Origin of the sequence: Rugamonas rivuli (genome assembly GCF_009380165.1) — a bacterium.
GTDB classification, from domain to species: Bacteria; Pseudomonadota; Gammaproteobacteria; order Burkholderiales; family Burkholderiaceae_D; genus Rugamonas; species Rugamonas rivuli.
Window position 1 is genome coordinate 236,711 of record NZ_WHUF01000001.1, and the last position, 16,769, is coordinate 253,479.

Below are 16,769 nucleotides of genomic sequence, written 5' to 3' on the forward strand. Positions count from 1 at the left end.
ATGGAAAAGAACAAAATCAAAGTGCAGACCTTCCTGGCCAGGGTGCCGCTGTTTAACTCGATGGGGGCGGAAGAGCTGTCGCGCATCGCGCTCGGCACCACCGAGCTGCGCATCGAGCGCGGCGGCACCATCTTCCAGCGCGGTGACGATTGCGTCGGCTTTCACCAGGTGGTGTATGGCCAGGTCAAGCTGGCGTTCACGTCGCTGGCCGGCGGCGAGAAGGTGATCGAGCTGATCGGCCCCGGCCAGAGTTTCGGCGAGGCGCTGATGTTCATGGGCAGTCCTTACATCGTTTCTGCCCAGGCCACGGAGGATACGCTGCTGCTGCATGTGGCCAAGCCGGCGATCTACCGCGAGATTCACGCCGACCCCGAGTTCGCGTGCAAGATGCTGGCCGGCCTGAGCCAGCGCATGCACAGCCTGATGTGCGACATGGAGTCGTTCTCGCTGCGCTCCGGCACGCAGCGGGTGGCGGGTTATCTGCTCAAGGAGCTGCACGAGGAAGCCGACGGCGAACTGACGCTGCCGGCCACCAAGGCGGTGCTGGCCTCGCGCCTGAACCTGACGCCGGAACACTTTTCGCGCATTCTTGCGGAGTTGAGTACGCAGCAGCTGATCACTTTCAAGGGGCGCAAGATACACATCCTGGACGTGCCTGCGCTGCGGCGCTGCGCCGCCTGAAGGACGACCATGCAAGACATCGAAAAATTCATCAGCGGTTTTGGCCGTTTCCAGCAGCAGTATTTCAACAACAGCGAAAGCCCTTACGGCACGTTGCGCACCGGCCAGCGGCCGGGCACGCTGCTGATAGGCTGTTGCGATTCGCGGGTCGATCCGGTGCTGTTGACCGGCAGCGATCCGGGCGACATCTTCGTGGTGCGCAATATCGCCAATCTGGTGCCGCCGTGTACGCCGACGGCGTCGGCCGGCGTCAGCTCGGCGATCGAGTTCGCCGTCTGCGAGCTGGAGGTGGAGCGGGTGATCGTGCTGGGCCACGCCGGTTGCGGCGGCATACGCGCGCTGATGGCGCCAAGGCCGGCGCAGCGTGAGACGGATTTTGTCGGCCAGTGGATGCGGATTGCCGAGCCGGTGGCGCAGCGCGTGCGGCGCGACCTGGCGCATCGCGGCAGCGCCGAGCAGCATCACGCGTGCGAACTGGCCAGCATCCTGCTGTCGCTGGATAACCTGCTGACTTATCCGTGGCTCAAGCGCCGCGTGGACGAGGGTAAGCTCAAGCTGCATGGTTGGTACTTCGATTTGCAGAGCGGCGCACTGATGGCGTACTCGCCGCGCCGCCAGCAATTCCTGCCGCTGGTGTGTCCGCTCACTGCGCGCGAGGCCTTGACCGCCTAGCGCCCAAACGGTGGGGTCAAGTCTGACATTCGGACACGACCTCTACCGTATCGGCCGCTAGGGCAGAGGCCGTGTCCAAATGTCAGACTTGACCCCATCGTCGGTGGAGGGCGGCGTGTCGGTGGCGGCCGGCGCATTCAGGCCGAAGCTCTCCCATCCTTCGCCGAACAGCTCATACGGATGCTGGCTGCGGTCCGAGCCGTTCCCGCAGATCATGGCGTTGGCCGGGCAATAGCGGTCGCAGCCCCAGCAGATCAGCTCGGGCCGCGCCGGGCGCAGCGGGAAGATCTTGGCCATGTCAGGCGTAGCTCAGCAGGTCGCCCTGGCGGTCGAAGGCCAGCAGGCGGTCCATCTGGCCTTGCTGGATCGCGCCCAGCATCTTGTTCAGCGCGACATCGGTCTGCTGGGCATCGGGCAGGCGGCCGTCCTTGCCGGACAGGGTGGTGATCAGCAGCACGTCCCACGGCTGGCCCATGTGCTGGGCTTCCTCGGCCAGATTGGCGAAGGTGTCCAGCTCGCCGACCTGCTTGTCGACACACATGACGGGCACCAGCGTGCTGCGCGGCGAGCTGCCGGGCGCGGCGTCCGGTTCCGGTTCCGCCACTGCAAAGGTCAGCAGCAGGCGTTGGGGCTGCGGCTGGACGGCGGCGGCGATCAGCAATTCTTCAAACGTGGCGATGTTCATCAGCTTCCTCAATATGCAATGGCCCGCGCGACGCGGCGGCCCAGGCTGTATGTATAGCGCGGACCGGCGCCGCTGCCCATCGCCATGAATGACTAGTTGGCCTAGTTCCTTTGCCTTGCTGGCGGCCCGGCGCTGCTTGATTCAAGTCAAGGACCGGCGCGTGGCGCCCGGCGAATAATGGCGGCGCGGCCCGCACTGCGGCCGGATGCAAAGGATGAAGGATGAGTTTCACCAGGAGTTATCGAACGGCTGGCCGCCTGGCCGTCGCGCTGGCGGTTGTCGCCGGAACCGCGTGGATGTGGCAGGGCTACGGACCGGCCGCCAGCGGAGCATGGACGCCACCGCCCGGCGCGCGCTGCGAGGCGCCCGCCGCCGGGCCGAACATCGTCGGCCAGATACGCTACGACAGCGGCCTGGTGCTGCGCTATTGCAGCGTGCCGGCCATGATCGCCCAGCTGGACGCGCTGGAGCAGCCCGGCCTGGTCCGTGCCGTCGCCGTGCGTACAGCCGACGGCCGCTGGCTGCCCGCCTGCACCGGCCACGATTGCATCGTTGATCTTTGAACTAGTCACTTCGGCCTAGTGCCCCTAGTCCTTCTCGCGCCGCCCAGCCACCATCTTGCCGATTCACACCAACGCCCGCGCTCCTTAGACTGCAATCATCGTCGAGTCCATGCATGTTGCATGCGACCGCATGCCCGGTCCCCGCCGGGTGCAAGTTAGGAGGCAGCATGAGTCACTTTCTGGATCGCCTGAAGTTCTTCAATAAAACGGTATCGACCTTTTCCGACGGCCACGGAGCCGTCGTGCACGAGGACCGCACCTGGGAAAACGCCTATCGCCAACGCTGGCAGCACGACAAGATCGTGCGCTCCACGCACGGCGTCAACTGCACCGGTTCGTGCAGCTGGAAGGTCTATGTGAAGAACGGGCTGATCACCTGGGAAACGCAGCAAACCGATTACCCCCGTACCCGTCCCGACTTGCCCAACCACGAGCCGCGCGGCTGCCCGCGCGGCGCCAGCTATTCGTGGTACGTGTATTCGGCGCAGCGCGTCAAGTACCCGATGGTGCGCGGCCGCCTGATGGAAATGTGGCGCGAGGCGCGCAAGACCATGGACCCGGTCACGGCCTGGGACTACATCAGCCAGAACCCGGAACGCGCCGCGCTGTACAAGTCGGTGCGCGGTCTGGGCGGCTTCGTGCGCGCCACCTGGGAAGAGAGCAACGAGATGATCGCCGCCGCCAATGCGCTGACGATCAAGAAATACGGCCCCGACCGCATCGTCGGCTTCTCGCCGATTCCCGCCATGTCGATGGTCAGCTATGCGGCCGGCACGCGCTACCTGTCGCTGATCGGCGGCGTGGCGCTGAGCTTCTACGACTGGTACTGCGATTTGCCGCCGGCCAGCCCGCAGGTATGGGGCGAGCAGACCGACGTGCCGGAATCGGCCGACTGGTACAACTCGACCTACCTGATGGTGTGGGGCTCGAACGTGCCGATGACGCGCACCCCCGACGCCCACTTCTACACCGAGGTGCGCTACAAGGGCACCAAGACGGTGGCGGTGTCGTCCGACTTCGGCGAGATGGCGAAGTTCGGCGATATCTGGCTGGCCCCGAAGCAGGGCACCGACGCTGCGCTGGCGATGGCCATGGGCCACGTGATCCTGAACGAATACCACACGGCGCACCAGTCGGACTACTTCAGCGAGTACGCCAAGCAGTACACCGACTTCCCCATGCTGGTGCTGCTGAAAGAGCAGAACGGCAAGCTGGCGCCGGAATACTTCCTGCGCGCCTCGCACCTGGCCAACAACCTGGACGAAACCAACAACCCGGACTGGAAAACCCTGGTCATCGACGAAGCCAGCGGCCGCATCGTGGCGCCGGCCGGTTCGATCGGCTTCCGCTGGGGCGAGTCCGGCAAGTGGAACCTGGAGATGAAGGAGGGCGGCAATGGCGCGCCGGTCGATCCGCTGCTGTCGCTGATCGGCTGCAGCGATGAGGTGCTGGCGGTCGGCTTCCCTTATTTCGGCGGCAAGGACAGCGGCGATATGCTGATGCGCAACGTGCCGGTCAAGCGCCTGACCTTGGCCGACGGCAGCACCGCGCTGGTCGCCACCGTGTTCGACCTGACGCTGGCCAACTACGGCATCGACCGCGGCCTGGGCGGCGGCAACGTCGCCAGCAGCTACGAGGACGACGTGCCTTACACCCCGGCCTGGCAAGTCAAGCACACCGGCGTCAAGGCCGAGGATGTCATCACCGTGGCCCGCCAGTTCGCCGAGAACGCCGACCAGACGCGCGGCAAGAGCATGGTCATTGTCGGCGCCGCGCTGAACCACTGGTACCACATGGACATGACCTATCGCGGCATCATCAACATGCTGATGATGTGCGGTTGCGTCGGCCAGTCGGGCGGCGGCTGGGCGCATTACGTGGGCCAGGAAAAACTGCGTCCGCAAACCGGCTGGACGCCGCTGGCGTTCGCCCAGGACTGGAACCGTCCGATGCGCCAGATGAACGGCACCTCGTTCTTCTACGCCCACACCAGCCAATGGCGCCACGAGAAGCTGCACACCGAGGAAATCGCTTCGCCGACGGCCGGCCCCGATGTCGCGCCGATGACGCTGCTGGACTACAACGCCAAGGCCGAGCGCCTGGGCTGGCTGCCGTCGGCGCCGCAGCTGCAAACCAATCCGCTGGAAGTGACGCGCGCCGCCGCTGCCGCAGGCATGAGCCCGGTCGACTACGCGGTCGGCCAGATCAAGGACCAGAAGCTGCAGTTCTCCTGCGACGATCCGGACAACCCGGCCAACTTCCCGCGCAATATGTTCGTGTGGCGCTCCAACATCCTGGGCAGCTCGGGCAAGGGCCACGAGTACTTCCTCAAGTACCTGCTGGGTACGCAGAACGCGCTGATGAGCGACGAGGACCATTGCATCAAGCCGCGCGACGTCAAGGTGCGTCCGGCCGCTGAAGGCAAGCTGGACCTGCTGGTGGTGCTGGACTTCCGCATGTCCACCACCTGCCTGTACGGCGACATCGTGCTGCCGACCGCCACCTGGTACGAGAAGGACGACTTGAACACGTCGGACATGCATCCCTTCATTCATCCGCTGTCGGAAGCCGTGCAGCCGCTGTGGCAATCGCGTTCGGACTGGGAAATCTACAAGGGCATCGCCAAGAAGTTCGAGGAAATTGGCGGCGATTACCTGGGCACGCAGCAGGATCTGGTGCTGACCCCGCTGATGCACGACACCCCGGGCGAGCTGGGCCAGCCCTTCGATCCGAAAGACTGGCGTGCCGGCGAATGCGAGCCGGTGCCGGGCAAGACCATGCCCAACTTCACCGTGGTAGAGCGCGACTACACGCAGATTTACCAGAAGTTCACCTCGATCGGCCCGCTGCTGGAAAAAATCGGCAACGGCGGCAAGGGCATCGGCTGGAAGACCGGCCATGAGGTCGAGGTACTGCGCGGCATCAACCGCACGGTGACGGCGCCCGGCGTGGCGCACGGCCAGCCGCGCCTGGACACCGCTATCGACGCGGCGGAGATGATCCTGTCGCTGGCGCCGGAAACCAACGGCCACGTGGCGGTCAAGGCCTGGGACGCGTTGTCGACCATCACCGGCCGCGACCACACGCACCTGGCGCTGCCGCGTGAGCATGACAGCATCCGCTTCCGCGACGTGCAGGCGCAGCCGCGCAAGATCATTTCCTCGCCGACCTGGTCGGGCCTGGAGTCGGAAGAGGTCAGCTACAACGCCTGCTACACCAATGTGCACGAACTGATCCCTTGGCGCACGCTGACGGGCCGCCAGCAGTTCTACCAGGATCACCGCTGGATGCGCGATTTCGGCGAGGGCATGTGCGTGTACAAGCCGGCCATCAACACCAAGACCACGGCGGCGATGCTGGGGGCTCAGCCGAACGGTAACAAGGAAATCGCGCTGAACTTCATCACGCCGCACCAGAAGTGGGGGATCCACTCGACCTACTCGGACAATCTGCGCATGCTGACGCTGTCGCGCGGCGGCCCGCACGTGTGGCTGTCGGAGACCGACGCCAAGGCGGCCGGCATCGTCGACAACGACTGGATCGAGGTGTTCAACGTCAACGGCACGCTGACTGCCCGCGCCATCGTCAGCCAGCGCGTGCCGGAAGGCATGACCTTGATGTACCACGCACAGGAAAAGATCATCAACGTGCCTGGCGCCGAGATGTCGGGCAAGCGCGGCGGCATCCACAACTCGGTGACGCGCGCCGTCACCAAGCCGACCCACATGATAGGCGGCTACGCCCAGCTGTCGTGGGGCTTCAACTACTACGGCACGGTCGGCTCCAACCGCGATGAATTCGTGTTGGTGCGCAAGATGAACAAGATCGACTGGCTGGAAGGTCCGTTGAAAGAAACGAATGGGAGCAAAGCATGAAAATTCGCGCGCAAATCGGCATGGTGCTGAACCTGGACAAGTGCATCGGCTGCCACACCTGCTCGGTCACGTGCAAGAACGTGTGGACCAGCCGTGACGGCGTCGAGTACGCCTGGTTCAACAACGTCGAGACCAAGCCCGGCATCGGCTATCCGAAGGACTGGGAAAACCAGGACAAGTGGAACGGCGGCTGGCGCCGCACCGACGCCGGCAAGATCGAGCCGCGCCAGGGCAGCCGGCTGAAGATCCTGGCGCAGATTTTCGCCAATCCCAACCTGCCGCAGATCGACGAGTACTACGAGCCGTTCACCTACGACTACGAGCGCCTGCAAAACGCGCCGCTGTCGGAAACGCCGCCGACGGCCCGTCCGATCTCGGTGTTGACCGGCAAGAAGATGGAAAAGATCGAGTGGGGTCCGAATTGGGAGGACGACCTGGGCGGCGAGTTTGCCCAGCGCAGCCAGGACAAGCTGTTCGACAATATGCAGAAGGAAATGTACGGCACCTTCGAGAACACTTTCATGATGTATTTGCCGCGCCTGTGCGAGCATTGCCTCAATCCGACTTGCGTGGCGTCTTGCCCGTCGGGCTCGGTGTACAAGCGCGAGGACGACGGCATCGTGCTGATCGACCAGGACAAGTGCCGTGGCTGGCGTATGTGCATCTCCGGTTGCCCGTACAAGAAGATTTACTACAACTGGTCGTCCGGCAAGGCCGAGAAATGCACCTTCTGCTATCCGCGCATCGAAGCGGGCCAGCCGACGGTGTGCTCGGAAACCTGCGTGGGCCGCATCCGCTACCTGGGCGTGCTGCTGTACGACGCCGACAAGATCGAGCAGGCGGCCTCGGTGGCCGATCCGCGCGACCTGTATCCGTCGCAGCTGGGCCTGTTCCTCGATCCGCATGATCCGGCCGTGATTGAGGAAGCGCGCCGCCAGGGTATCCCGGATTCCTGGCTGGAATCGGCCAAGCGTTCGCCGGTGTACAAGATGGCCGTCGAGTGGAAGGTGGCGTTCCCGCTGCATCCGGAATACCGCACGCTGCCGATGGTGTGGTACATCCCGCCGCTGTCGCCTATCCAGGCCGCCGCAGAGTCTGGCCGCATGGGCAAGAACGGCATCCTGCCGGATACCGCCAGCCTGCGCATTCCGGTGCAATACCTGGCCAACCTGCTGACGGCGGGCGACCAGCAGCCGGTGATACGCGCCTTGGACCGCATGCTGGCCATGCGCGCCTACATGCGCAGCAAGCATGTGGCGGCCGTGCCGGACCTGAACGTGCTGAAGCAGGTCGGGCTGGAGGCGGAGATGGTCGAAGACATGTACCACATCATGGCCATCGCCAATTACGAAGACCGTTTCGTGATCCCGAGCAGCCACAAGGAAATGGCCGAGGACAGCTTCAACGAAAAGGGCAGCTGCGGCTTCAGCTTCGGCAACGGCTGTTCGGACGGCGTCAGCGATGCCAGCCTGTTCGGCAAACGCAAGCACGGTTCGGAGATCTTCATGTCGATGCCGAAGTCGCGCAAGAAAAGAGAGAACCTCGATGTCTGACCATACCAACGAAGCCCACGGCTATTGCGTGCTGTCGGCGCTGCTGCTGTATCCGGAACCGGAGCTGCTGGCCGAGTTGCCGGAGCTGGACCGGCACCTGCTGGACACGCTGCCGCGCTGGCACGCCGCGCTGGAAGGGCTGATGCTGCATATGCGCCGCACCGCGCTGATCGACTTGCAGCAGCAGTATGTGACGACCTTCGACCGCAACCCGTCGCATTCGCTGCACCTGTTCGAGCATATCCACGGTGAGTCGCGCGACCGGGGGCAGGCGATGGTCGACCTGCTGGCCGAGTACAGCAAGCACGGCCTGCAAATGGTCGGCAACGACTTGCCGGACTATGTGCCGCTGTTCCTGGAGTATTTGTCGCAGCTGGAGCAGTCCGAGGCGCAGCGCGTGCTGGGCGATGCGATTCACGTGCTGGCCTATATCGGCCGCAAGCTGCACGCCAACGGCAGTCCGTATGCCTGCGTGTTCGATCTGTTGCAGACGCTGACGCCGGTACAGGCCGAGGAGTTGAGCGAGCCGCCGGTGCGCGACATGGACGAGGCGCTGGAAACCTTCGGCCCCGGCGCCGACGGCATCGAGCCTCTGCTGGCCCCGGCCATGGGCGGGGGCGCCCATCCGGTGCATTTCTATCCGAAAGCGGCGGCGCCGCAGCGTCATTGAGGAGAATAATATGAACTATTTACATCAATTCTTGTTTGGCATCTATCCCTACATCGCGCTGGCCATCTTCTTCGTTGGCAGCCTGATCCGCTTTGACCGTGAGCAGTACAGCTGGAAGTCCGAGTCCAGCCAGACGCTCAACAGCGGCATGCTGAAGCTGGGCAGTCCGCTGTTCCATATTGGCGTGCTGGGCCTGTTCTTCGGCCACATGGCCGGGCTGCTGACGCCGGTGTGGGTGTGGGATACGCTGGGCGTCACCCACGGCGCCAAGCAGCTGGTGGCGATGGTGGCCGGCGGCGTGATGGGCTCGCTGTGCCTGATCGGCCTGCTGATGCTGATCGCCCGCCGCCTGAGCAACGACCGCGTGCGCGCCCGCAGCACCTTCAAGGACAAGCTGGTGCTGGTGTGGCTGCTGGCGACCTTGTTGCTGGGCCTGTCGTCGATCTTTGTGTCGGCTTCGCACATGGACGGTCACATGATGGTTCTGCTGATGAGCTGGGCGCAGCATGTGGTGACGCTGCGTGGCGACGCCGCCGGCTTCATTGAGGAAGCGCCGCTGGTGTTCAAGCTGCATCTGTTCATGGGCATGTCGCTGTTTGCGATCTTCCCGTTCACCCGCCTGGTGCATGTGTGGAGCGGCTTCGGCGCCGTCACTTACCTGAGCCGCGCTTATCAACTGGTGCGTCCGCGCTAAGGAGACGATCATGGGTATCGCAGTCAACGGCGTCGACATCGACGACAGCGTCATCGCGGCGGAGTTGCCGCACCAGGCCAAGGCGGACAACCCGCTGCGCCAGGCGGTGCACGAAGCGGTGTTGCGCCAGGTGCTGTTGCAGGAGGCGGACCGGCTGGGCATCGCCGGCTCCGATGAAGATGAGCGCATCGAGAACCTGTTCGCGCAGGAAGTGGTGGTGCCGGAGGTGGACGAGGCCAGCAGCCTGCGCTACTACCAGAGCCAGCCGCAGCGCTTCCGCAGCGGCGATCTGGTCGAGGCGCGCCACATCCTGTTCCAGGTGACGCCGGCGGCGCCGCTGGAGCTGCTGCGCCAGACGGCGGAGCTGATTCTGGCCGAGCTTCAGGCGCGGCCGGAGCGTTTCGAGGAATTGGCGCGGCAGTATTCCAACTGCCCATCGGGCGCTCTGGGCGGCAGCCTGGGCCAGCTGGCGCGCGGCCAGTGCGTGCCGGAATTCGATGAGTTGCTGTTCCGCCTGCAACAGGGGGAGCTGGCCGGGCGGCTGCTGGAAACGCGCTTCGGCTTGCATATCGTGCAGGCGCAGCGGCGGGTGGAGGGCGCGATGGTGCCGTTTGCCGCCGTGCAGGCGCAGATTGCCGACGAGTTGAGCCGGCAGTCCTGGCAGCGCGCGCTGCACCAGTATCTGCACATCCTGGTCGGCCGCGCCGACATCCAGGGCGTGGAACTGGACGGAGCGCAGTCGCCGCTGGTGCAGTAACGTCATTCCCGCGAAAGCGGGAATCCATACGCCGCATCCCGTTACGCGCAGCATGGGTTCCCGCTTTCGCGGGAACGACAGGAGGCGTCTAGTCATTTCGAACTAGGCCGGTTAAGCCGTCATGCGCAGTGGCAGGACGCTTCCCGGCCGCTACAATGGCCTCACACCATTGATAACAGGAGAGCGACGATGTTAAGCGACCGTTTTGGTCGATCGATCGACTATCTGCGGGTGTCGGTCACGGACCGCTGTGACCTGCGCTGTACCTATTGCATGCCCAAGGATTTCAAGGGCTATGAAGATCCGCCCGACTGGCTCAGCTTCGACGAGATCGAACGGGTGGTCGCAGCCTTCGCCCGGCTCGGCACCTCGCGCGTGCGCCTGACCGGCGGCGAACCGCTGACCCGGCGCAACCTGCCGCAACTGGCTTCCCGACTGTCCTCGCTGGACGGCGTGCGCGACCTGTCGCTGTCGACCAACGGCACCCGGCTGGCGCGCTACGCCGAGGCGCTGGCCGCCTCCGGCATTTCCCGCGTCAACGTCAGCCTCGACACGCTGGACCGCGAATGCATGGCCGGCATCACCGGGCGCGACTGCCTGCCCGCCGTGCTGGACGGCCTGCAGGCGGCCAAGGCGGCCGGACTGGCGCCGGTCAAGATCAATATGGTGGCCATGCGTGGCGTCAACGATGCCGAGATCGATGCCATGGCCGCGTTCTGCATCGAACAGCAGTTCGTGCTGCGCCTGATCGAAGTCATGCCCATGGGCGAGACGGGCCGCAACACGGCCTATCTGAACCTGGCGCCGGTGCAGGCGCGGCTGGCGGAAAAATTCAATCTGGTGCCGCAGGCGCTGGAACTGGGCGGCGGGCCGGCGCGCTACTGGGCCACGGCCGACGGCAGCGCCAGCATCGGCTTTATCACGCCGCTATCGCAGCATTTCTGCGCCACCTGCAACCGCGTGCGGCTGGCGGTGGACGGCACGCTGTACCTGTGCCTGGGCCAGGAGCAGCAGTATCCGCTGCGGCCCTTGCTGCGCGGCGGCGCCAGCGATACCGAACTGGAGCAGGCGATCCGCGAGGCCATCGAGCTCAAGCCCCAGCAGCATGACTTCGGCCAGGCGCCCGCCAAGATCGTCCGCTTTATGTCGCAGACCGGTGGATAGCCTGCTTACCGCGCGTGTATACTTGCAACTCGGCTGTTGAATAACGGAGAAACCATGTCCCATATCGCCTACCGGCGCATCACGCCGTGCTGAAGCCGATGCTGTTCGCCGGCTGGCAGAAACTGTCGACCCGCATCGTTGGCCTGCTGCTGAGTTTTCTGGCGGTCGCCCTGATGGTGATCGGCGCCACGCTTTTGCTGTCGTGGCAACTCGAAGGCAGCGCCGCCGCGATCAATGTGGCCGGCAGTTTGCGCATGGACAGCTATCGCCTGGCGATGCTGGCGATGCAAGTGGAAAACGGCGGCGACCGCAAGGCCGCAAGTGCGCAACTGGATGCCCAGCTGGGCCGCATCGACAACACGATGGCGCTGCTGCGGCGCGGCGATCCGCAACGCCCGCTGTTCCTGCCGCCGACCGCCGCGATCCGCACCGCTTATGGCGAGGTCGAGCAGCAGTGGCGCAGCGTGCTGGCGCCGCCGGTGCGCGCGCTGGCGGCGGCCGAAGCCGTGCCGGTCACGCACCTGCAACTGGTCCGGGAGCGCACCGAGGAGTTCGTGCAGCGTGTGGACGGACTGGTGCAGCGCATCGAGCGCGACAGCGAAAGCCGCACCTTCTGGCTGCGTGCTTCGCAACTGTCCCTGCTGGCGCTGGCCCTGGTGGGCACGGTCAGCATCATCTACCTGTTGTTCGACATGATCGTGGCGCCGGTGACGCGTCTGCAAGCGGGCATGGAGCGTATGCGCGAGCAGGATTTCAGCGTGCGGCTTCCGGTCGACAGCAATGACGAATTCGGCATGCTGGCGCGCGGCTTCAACCAGATGGCCGACAAGCTCAAGGACTCCTACCAGAACCTGGAACAGCGGGTCCATCTGAAGACCTTCGAACTTGAGCAGCAGAACCGCGAACTGGCGCTGTTGTACGACAGCGCGTCCTTCCTGCAGCAGGTGCAGTCGGCGGAGGCGATGTGCGAGGGCTTCCTGCAACGCATCAGCGAGTATTTCAAGGCCGATGGCGGCTCGGTCCGCATCCTCGACCCCAACCGCGACAACCTGCATATGCTGGTGCATTGGGGCTTGTCGGAGAAACTGGTCGAGACCGAGCGCTGCCTGAAAGTGGGCGAGTGCCTGTGCGGCGAGGCGGTGGTCAGCAAGCTGGCTGTGATCCACGACCTGCGGCGCAAGGACGACCGCAATATGCTGCAATGCCACCGCGAGGGCTTCGCGACGATTTCGATCTTCCACATCTTTGCGCAGCGCCAGCATCTGGGCTTCTTCAATCTGCACTTCCGCGCGACGACGGTGTTTTCCGCCGCGCAGACGGCGCTCCTGGAGACGCTGGGCCAGCTTCTGGGCACGGCGATCGAGAACCAGCGCCTGCAAGGCCGCGACCGTGAGCTGGCCATTTCCGAAGAACGCAACCTGGTGGCGCAAGGCCTGCACGACAGCATCGCCCAGGGACTGAACTTCCTGAACCTGCAGGTGCAGATGCTGGAGCAGTCGCTGGAGAACCAGCGGCTGGACGAGGTGGAGAGCATCGTGCCGGCGCTGCGGGCCGGCGTCGAGGAGAGCTACCAGGATGTACGCGAGCTGCTGCACAACTTCCGCACCCGTCTGCAAGAGGGCAACCTGGTGACATCGCTGGAAACAGTGGTCGACAAGTTCCGGCGCCAGAGCGGCATCGCGGTCGATTTCGAGGCCGATTCCGACGGTGCGCCTTTCCCGCGCGAGCACCAGCTGCAATTGCTGTTCATCGTGCAGGAAGCGCTGTCGAACGTGCGCAAGCATTCCTCGGCCAGCCAGGTATGGGTGAGGCTGGTGGACGAGCAGGACTTTACGCTCAGCGTGCGCGACAACGGCCATGGCTTCGATCCGGCCGCGCTGGAGTCGCTGGGCGAGGCCCATGTCGGCATCAACATCATGCGCGAGCGGGCGCAGCGCATCGACGCACAGCTGCACCTGAAGTCGGCGCCGGGCGCGGGCACCGAGGTGGTGCTGCGCCTGCCGCGCGCCCAGCGCCGCGCCGCATAAACCTATCAAGAAAGGCTGGAACCGATGGACAATGAAGCAAGCACTATCAGCGTGTTGCTGGTCGACGACCATACGCTGTTCCGCAGCGGCATACGCTCGCTGTTGCAGCGCCACCCGGAATTCGCGGTGGTGGGCGAGGCCGCCGACGGCTTCGAAGGCGTCAAGCGCGCGCAGCAGCTCAAGCCGCAGGTGATCCTGCTGGATTTGAATATGCCGGGCATGTCCGGCGTGGAAACGCTGCAGCTGCTGCGCCAGGATTGCCCGGACAGCGCGATCGTGATGCTGACCGTGTCCGAGGATGCGGAAGACTTGAGCGTGGCGCTGAAGGCGGGCGCCAGCGGCTATCTGCTGAAAAATATCGACACCGATTATCTGACCCGGGCGATACGCCGCGCCGCCGCCGGCGAGACGGTGGTGGCCGAGGCCATGACCGCCAAGCTGGTGGCGCAGTTGCAAAGCGGTGCGGCGACGCCGGCGGCTTCCGAGCTGGACAAGCTGACGCCGCGCGAACGGGAAATCCTCGATTGCCTGGCGCGCGGCGAAAGCAACAAGGGCATCGCGCGCACGCTGGACCTGGCCGAAAGCACGGTCAAGATTCATGTGCAGAATGTGTTGAAGAAACTGAAGCTGAGCAGCCGGGTGCAGGCGGCCGTGTATGCGGTCGAGCACCGCATGCACGGTGGCGGTTGAGGCGTTTCGTGGTGGCGGATTAGCCGCCGCAGCAACCTCCGCAGCAGCCGCCCGCTGCGGCCGCCGGTGCGGCCACTGGCACGGCCTCGGTGGCGGCGCTGGAAGCGTAGCCGGCCATCGCCAGCTTGCGCATCAACAGATGCGGCGAGGTCAACGATTCATCGATGCGCGCGCTGGCGCGGCGGTCGCGCAAGGAGACGCGCACATCGCTGACGCCGTCGATGTCGCCGAGGACGCGGGCGATGATGTCGGCACAGGCTTCGCCGTCCATGCCGTCGATAATGAGTTCTGTTTGCATAGCATTCCTTGGTTATTGGTAACACGCAGACAGCCTAAGCCAAAGCTTGCCGGCGGTCGATAGCGCGGCGGAAAAAGCGGCAGGCAATTGGATTTTTCTTGATCCAGGTTATGCGAATCGGGCGTCAACTTTCAACCGGCGGCAGCTGCGACCACAATGACCGCATACTCTTACAGGATGTAGATCATGAGCTTGCTCCATATTGAAGAACCCGCCGGGAAAGCCGGCGCATGGGATGGCAGCCATCCCCTTTGGCGGCTGGGCTTCCGGCCGTTCTACCTGGCTGCGGCGGGCTTCGCTGCGCTGGCGATTCCGCTGTGGATGCTGCGCTACCTGGGCTGGTGGCCGGCCGGCGCCGACGGCTGGCTGTATGTCGGCTTCGCCTGGCATATGCATGAGATGGTGTTCGGCATGGCGGCGGCGGTGGTGGTCGGTTTCCTGTACACGGCCGCGTTTAACTGGACCGGCAACTGGACGCCGGTGCGCGGCAAGCTGGCGGCGCTGGTGGCCTTGTGGCTGCTGGGCCGGCTGGCGATGCTGCTGGCGCCACCGCTGGCCGGCGCGCTGGTGGACTGGCTGTTCCTGCCGGCGGCGGCCTGGCCACTGTGGCGCGTGATGCAAAAAGCCGGCAACCGCCGCAACTACTTCCTGGTCGGCCTGCTGGCGCTGATGGCTGCGGCCAACGGCGTGTTCCACGCCATCACCCTGGGCCGGCTGGCGGCCAATCCGATCGCGCCGGTGCAGGCTGCGATCCTGGTCGTTGTGCTGATGGAAGGGGCGATCGGCACACGCATCATTCCCATGTTCACCCGCAATGGCGCGCCGGGCACCACGCCCCTGGTGCAACCCAAGCTGGACAAGTGGTCGCTGGGCTTGCTGGCGGCGTTTGCGCTGTGCTGGATCACCGGCGTGCCCGCCTGGCTGATCGCGCCCGTCGGCGTGGCGGCCGCCGCGCTGGTGCTGCTGCGGCTGTGGCGCTGGCAGGCGCTGAAGACGGGCCGCGTGCCGCTGCTGTGGATCATGCACTTGTCCTACGCGTGGATCGCCGCCGGCCTGCTGTTGCTGGTGCTGTCGCGCTGGCAGATGGTCAGTGCCAGCGCCGGTTTCCACGCGCTGACGGTCGGCTCGATGGCCGGCCTGATCCTGGGCATGATGACGCGCACCACGCTGGGCCACACCGGCCGTCCGCTGCGCGCGGGCAGGGCGGAGACCTCGATGTTCGCGCTGATCCAGTTCAGCGCACTGACCCGCGTATTGTCGGCGCTGGGCTGGGATGGCGGCGCCGGCACCCTGGTGCTCAGCGCGCTGTGCTGGACGGTCGCATTCGGCCTGTACGCCTACGTCTACGCGCCGTACCTGAGCAGCGTGCGCGTCGATGGCAAACCCGGCTAAGGGCAGGGGGCCTGCGCCAGCAGCGCGGCCAGCCGCAGGAATTCGGCCGGGCTGACTTTGCGCGCTGTCCGCGCCTGGGCCGGGGCGACCACGCGCTGGTGGCTGATCACCATGTTTTGTTGCGGGATGACGAGGATGTACTGGCCGTAGTAGCCCCAGGCCATGTAAGCGCCCGCCAGCGGCGAGCCGGCCGGCACGGATGGTATCCACCACAGCAGGCCGTAGTCGAGCTGGCGGCGCGCGGTGGATGGCGGGTGCATGTCGGCCGCATGGGTCAGCGGCGTGGTGATGCGCTTGACCCAGTCGGCGGGCAGCAATTGGCGTCCGTTCCAGCTGCCCTGTTGCAGCATCAGTTGGCCGAGGCGTGCCATGTCGCGGGTCGACAGATGGAAGTGGTAGGCCAGGTGGCGCGAGCGGGCCGGGTCGCCGTTGCGGCGCTGCTGCGACAGCTGGAAATCCTCCATCTGCAGGGACTGGGCCAGCTGGCTGTCGAAGCTTCGATAGATGTCGCGCCCGGTCAGCTGTTCGAACACGGTGCCGGCGGCGTTGAAGTCCCAGTTGTTGTACAGGAAGTAGGCGCCCGGTGTTTGCGAGCCGCGCGGCGGTGCTGCTTCGGCATCGTCGCCGGGATTGGCCGCCGCGTGATAGACGCCCGAGCGCGCCGCCAGCAGATCGCCCACGGTGGCCGTGCGTTCCAGCGGCAGCAGGCCGCCTACATCGTCGATGCCCAGCGAGGCCAGGTTGCGGTCCAGCGCGATCGTGCCGTCGGCCACGTATGGGCCGTACATCATGGCCAGCAAGCTCTTGCGCACCGAGTAGACTTGCTCCGGCCGCTCCACTGGGCCATAGCTGGCCAGCACCTGGCCGTCGCGCACCGCCATCATCGAAGTGCTGGGCAAGGTCTTCAGATAGTCCAGCGCCTGCGTCACGCCGGCGCGGCATGCGGGACTCTGGCCGCTCATGGCTGGCCAGTGCGCGGCCGGCGTCGCGGCGGATGCCTGGACGCACGCCAGCAGTACGAGCAAGAGGGGCGTTCTCATTGGCCGCT

16 protein-coding genes are annotated in these 16,769 nt (G+C 65.3%); 12 read left to right on the forward strand and 4 right to left on the reverse strand.

Annotated features, from left to right (window positions below; genetic code table 11):
• Positions 1 to 681 carry a Crp/Fnr family transcriptional regulator gene (locus GEV01_RS01105; protein WP_152800892.1) on the forward strand — a complete coding sequence of 227 codons (681 nt, stop codon included), beginning with the start codon at positions 1 to 3 and terminating at the stop codon, positions 679 to 681.
• A 9-nt stretch (positions 682 to 690) separates the two neighbouring features.
• On the forward strand, positions 691 to 1,353 hold the full coding sequence (locus tag GEV01_RS01110; RefSeq protein ID WP_152800894.1) for a carbonic anhydrase: 663 nt from the start codon (positions 691 to 693) through the stop codon (positions 1,351 to 1,353).
• Positions 1,354 to 1,410: 57 nt separating this feature from the next.
• On the opposite strand, the gene GEV01_RS01115 is transcribed toward GEV01_RS01110, so the two are convergent.
• Complete coding sequence (locus GEV01_RS01115) at positions 1,411 to 1,650, reverse strand: DUF3079 domain-containing protein (RefSeq protein ID WP_152800896.1); 240 nt, start codon at positions 1,648 to 1,650, stop codon at positions 1,411 to 1,413.
• A 1-nt stretch (position 1,651) separates the two neighbouring features.
• On the reverse strand, positions 1,652 to 2,038 hold the full coding sequence (locus tag GEV01_RS01120) for a hypothetical protein (protein WP_152800898.1): 387 nt from the start codon (positions 2,036 to 2,038) through the stop codon (positions 1,652 to 1,654).
• A 221-nt stretch (positions 2,039 to 2,259) separates the two neighbouring features.
• Here GEV01_RS01120 and GEV01_RS01125 point away from each other — a divergent pair, with 221 nt between their 5' ends.
• From GEV01_RS01125 to GEV01_RS01165, 9 genes are all read left to right on the forward strand, one after another.
• Positions 2,260 to 2,601, forward strand: a complete 342-nt coding sequence (locus GEV01_RS01125) for a hypothetical protein (RefSeq protein ID WP_152800900.1) — start codon at positions 2,260 to 2,262, stop codon at positions 2,599 to 2,601.
• Between the two features lie 167 nt (positions 2,602 to 2,768).
• The gene (locus GEV01_RS01130) at positions 2,769 to 6,476 is read left to right on the forward strand and encodes a nitrate reductase subunit alpha (RefSeq protein WP_152800902.1); all 3,708 of its coding nucleotides are present in this window, start codon (positions 2,769 to 2,771) and stop codon (positions 6,474 to 6,476) included.
• A complete protein-coding gene (gene narH / locus GEV01_RS01135) occupies positions 6,473 to 8,029 on the forward strand; it encodes a nitrate reductase subunit beta (RefSeq protein WP_152800904.1) in 1,557 nt (518 codons plus the stop codon). Before GEV01_RS01130 ends, narH begins: the two co-directional genes overlap by 4 nt.
• Positions 8,022 to 8,699, forward strand: a complete 678-nt coding sequence (narJ, locus tag GEV01_RS01140; protein ID WP_152800906.1) for a nitrate reductase molybdenum cofactor assembly chaperone — start codon at positions 8,022 to 8,024, stop codon at positions 8,697 to 8,699. The genes narH and narJ overlap by 8 nt, the downstream gene beginning before the upstream one ends.
• Before the next feature lie 10 nt (positions 8,700 to 8,709).
• Positions 8,710 to 9,393, forward strand: coding sequence for a respiratory nitrate reductase subunit gamma (gene narI, locus GEV01_RS01145; protein WP_008449118.1), 684 nt, complete (start codon positions 8,710 to 8,712; stop codon positions 9,391 to 9,393).
• Between the two features lie 10 nt (positions 9,394 to 9,403).
• The gene (locus tag GEV01_RS01150; RefSeq protein WP_152800908.1) at positions 9,404 to 10,150 is read left to right on the forward strand and encodes a peptidylprolyl isomerase; all 747 of its coding nucleotides are present in this window, start codon (positions 9,404 to 9,406) and stop codon (positions 10,148 to 10,150) included.
• Positions 10,151 to 10,339: 189 nt separating this feature from the next.
• On the forward strand, positions 10,340 to 11,314 hold the full coding sequence (moaA, locus tag GEV01_RS01155; protein WP_152800910.1) for a GTP 3',8-cyclase MoaA: 975 nt from the start codon (positions 10,340 to 10,342) through the stop codon (positions 11,312 to 11,314).
• A gap of 98 nt (positions 11,315 to 11,412) precedes the next feature.
• Positions 11,413 to 13,341 carry a type IV pili methyl-accepting chemotaxis transducer N-terminal domain-containing protein gene (locus GEV01_RS01160; RefSeq protein WP_152802254.1) on the forward strand — a complete coding sequence of 643 codons (1,929 nt, stop codon included), beginning with the start codon at positions 11,413 to 11,415 and terminating at the stop codon, positions 13,339 to 13,341.
• A gap of 24 nt (positions 13,342 to 13,365) precedes the next feature.
• Positions 13,366 to 14,031 carry a response regulator gene (locus GEV01_RS01165; RefSeq protein ID WP_152800912.1) on the forward strand — a complete coding sequence of 222 codons (666 nt, stop codon included), beginning with the start codon at positions 13,366 to 13,368 and terminating at the stop codon, positions 14,029 to 14,031.
• A 19-nt stretch (positions 14,032 to 14,050) separates the two neighbouring features.
• Here the strand turns inward: GEV01_RS01165 and GEV01_RS01170 are convergent, their stop codons facing one another.
• Positions 14,051 to 14,329: a heavy-metal-associated domain-containing protein gene (locus GEV01_RS01170; protein ID WP_152800914.1), complete on the reverse strand. Its 279-nt coding sequence runs from the start codon at positions 14,327 to 14,329 to the stop codon at positions 14,051 to 14,053.
• Positions 14,330 to 14,515: 186 nt separating this feature from the next.
• Here GEV01_RS01170 and GEV01_RS01175 point away from each other — a divergent pair, with 186 nt between their 5' ends.
• Complete coding sequence (locus GEV01_RS01175) at positions 14,516 to 15,721, forward strand: NnrS family protein (RefSeq protein WP_152800916.1); 1,206 nt, start codon at positions 14,516 to 14,518, stop codon at positions 15,719 to 15,721.
• Here the strand turns inward: GEV01_RS01175 and GEV01_RS01180 are convergent.
• Entirely contained in the window at positions 15,718 to 16,761 is a 1,044-nt protein-coding gene (locus GEV01_RS01180; RefSeq protein WP_152800918.1) for a serine hydrolase domain-containing protein, read from the reverse strand. The two genes, GEV01_RS01175 and GEV01_RS01180, sit on opposite strands and share 4 nt — an antisense overlap.
• Positions 16,762 to 16,769 lie beyond the last annotated feature (8 nt).

Excerpts from the sequence above, each read along its gene's own strand:
- GEV01_RS01110 (WP_152800894.1), top strand. The coding sequence starts at position 691 with ATGCAAGACATCGAAAAATTCATCAGCGGTTTTGGCCGTTTCCAGCAG.
- GEV01_RS01165 (WP_152800912.1), top strand. The coding sequence starts at position 13,366 with ATGGACAATGAAGCAAGCACTATCAGCGTGTTGCTGGTCGACGACCAT.
- GEV01_RS01180 (WP_152800918.1), bottom strand. The coding sequence starts at position 16,761 with ATGAGAACGCCCCTCTTGCTCGTACTGCTGGCGTGCGTCCAGGCATCC.
- GEV01_RS01170 (WP_152800914.1), bottom strand. The coding sequence starts at position 14,329 with ATGCAAACAGAACTCATTATCGACGGCATGGACGGCGAAGCCTGTGCC.
- narI (WP_008449118.1), top strand. The coding sequence starts at position 8,710 with ATGAACTATTTACATCAATTCTTGTTTGGCATCTATCCCTACATCGCG.
- narJ (WP_152800906.1), top strand. The coding sequence starts at position 8,022 with ATGTCTGACCATACCAACGAAGCCCACGGCTATTGCGTGCTGTCGGCG.
- GEV01_RS01160 (WP_152802254.1), top strand. The coding sequence starts at position 11,413 with ATGCTGTTCGCCGGCTGGCAGAAACTGTCGACCCGCATCGTTGGCCTG.
- GEV01_RS01120 (WP_152800898.1), bottom strand. The coding sequence starts at position 2,038 with ATGAACATCGCCACGTTTGAAGAATTGCTGATCGCCGCCGCCGTCCAG.
- GEV01_RS01105 (WP_152800892.1), top strand. The coding sequence starts at position 1 with ATGGAAAAGAACAAAATCAAAGTGCAGACCTTCCTGGCCAGGGTGCCG.
- GEV01_RS01150 (WP_152800908.1), top strand. The coding sequence starts at position 9,404 with ATGGGTATCGCAGTCAACGGCGTCGACATCGACGACAGCGTCATCGCG.
- moaA (WP_152800910.1), top strand. The coding sequence starts at position 10,340 with ATGTTAAGCGACCGTTTTGGTCGATCGATCGACTATCTGCGGGTGTCG.
- GEV01_RS01125 (WP_152800900.1), top strand. The coding sequence starts at position 2,260 with ATGAGTTTCACCAGGAGTTATCGAACGGCTGGCCGCCTGGCCGTCGCG.
- GEV01_RS01115 (WP_152800896.1), bottom strand. The coding sequence starts at position 1,650 with ATGGCCAAGATCTTCCCGCTGCGCCCGGCGCGGCCCGAGCTGATCTGC.
- narH (WP_152800904.1), top strand. The coding sequence starts at position 6,473 with ATGAAAATTCGCGCGCAAATCGGCATGGTGCTGAACCTGGACAAGTGC.
- GEV01_RS01175 (WP_152800916.1), top strand. The coding sequence starts at position 14,516 with ATGAGCTTGCTCCATATTGAAGAACCCGCCGGGAAAGCCGGCGCATGG.
- GEV01_RS01130 (WP_152800902.1), top strand. The coding sequence starts at position 2,769 with ATGAGTCACTTTCTGGATCGCCTGAAGTTCTTCAATAAAACGGTATCG.